The organism is Methylocaldum sp. (assembly GCF_035627495.1).
Lineage (GTDB): Bacteria > Pseudomonadota > Gammaproteobacteria > Methylococcales > Methylococcaceae > Methylocaldum.
On sequence record NZ_DASPLO010000180.1, the window covers coordinates 1 to 1,225 of the forward strand.

The following is a 1,225-nucleotide window of genomic DNA, read 5'->3' on the forward strand; positions in this document are numbered from 1 at the left end:
GCAGGGGAATCGCATTTGAGAAAAGACGGTAGCGCGCCGGGCTGAAATGGATTCTGTAGGGAGGCTCTTGCGTTCAGGGAAGGAGCCTCCCGATGTCTTGGTACGCGAAGGTGTTTGCCGCTCTCCCGGACCCGCGCACGGGGAATGCGAAGCGGCATGACCTTTTGGAAGTTCTCACGATCGCGTTGACGGCGTCGATCTGCGGAGCTGAGAGTTGCTCGGACTTTGCTGATTTTGCGGTGGATCGGGAGGCTCTGTTCCGGGATTTCCTGCGGCTGGAGAACGGGGTTCCGAGCCACGACACGTTCTCGCGGATCTTCCGGCTGCTCGATCCGGCGGCCTTTGCGGCGTGCTTCGGGCGGTTTTTGGAAGACCTCGGAGCGGCAGGCGCGGGCGTGCTCGCCATCGATGGCAAGACGTTGCGCCGGTCCTTCGCCGATGCGGCGCGCGCCAACCCGCTGGCGGTGGTGACGGCGTTTGCCTCGGCCACGCGCGTGGTTGTGGGCCAGCACAGCTTCCGGGTGGCCGAGGGCGATAGCGAGATCGTGGCGGCCCGTGCCTTGCTGGGGTGCCTGGATCTGACGGGATGGCTGGTGACCGCCGACGCCATCCACTGCCAGGAGGAGACCGCGCGCACCATCCGCAATCAGGGCGGCGACTACCTTCTGCGGCTCAAGGGCAACCACCCCGCCCTTCATGCCATGGTGGTGGAGTACTTCGCCGATGCCCAGACGCTGGCCGAACTGCCCCTCAGCGAAACCACCGATGCCGACCACGGCCGCATCGAGACCCGGCGGGCCTGGGTCAGCCATGACCTGAGTTGGGTGCGCGGTCCCAAGTCGGCCTGCTCCGAGCCGGTTCTGCTTCCCGACATGGCCTGCCTGGGCATGATCGAAGCCACCGTCGAACGGCACGGCAAATCCACCGTCACCCGCCACTATCACGTCTGCTCGCGCCCCCTCAGCGCGCAGGACTATCTCAAGGCCGCTCGCGCCCATTGGTCCGTGGAGAACTGCCTGCACTGGGTGCTCGATGTCACCTTCGACGAGGACCGCGCCAGAAACCGGAAGGATCACGGACCGGAAAACCTCGCCACCCTGCGCAAGCTCGCCCTCAACCTCCTCAACCGCGCTCGCCCGGACATCTCTGTCCGACGCAAGCGCAAACGCTCAGGATGGTCCGACGAGTTCGCCAGATCCATCCTCGTCCAAATGCGATGACCGTG

1 protein-coding gene is annotated in these 1,225 nt (G+C 65.3%); it reads left to right on the forward strand.

Going from position 1 to position 1,225, the window contains the following annotated elements; genetic code table 11:
- Nucleotides 1-92: 92 nt before the first annotated feature.
- Nucleotides 93-1,220 carry an ISAs1 family transposase gene (locus VEB01_RS16740; RefSeq protein WP_324877405.1) on the forward strand — a complete coding sequence of 376 codons (1,128 nt, stop codon included), beginning with the start codon at nt 93-95 and terminating at the stop codon, nt 1,218-1,220.
- Nucleotides 1,221-1,225 lie beyond the last annotated feature (5 nt).

Coding starts and splice junctions, on each gene's coding strand:
- VEB01_RS16740 (WP_324877405.1), top strand. CDS start 93: ATGTCTTGGTACGCGAAGGTGTTTGCCGCTCTCCCGGACCCGCGCACG.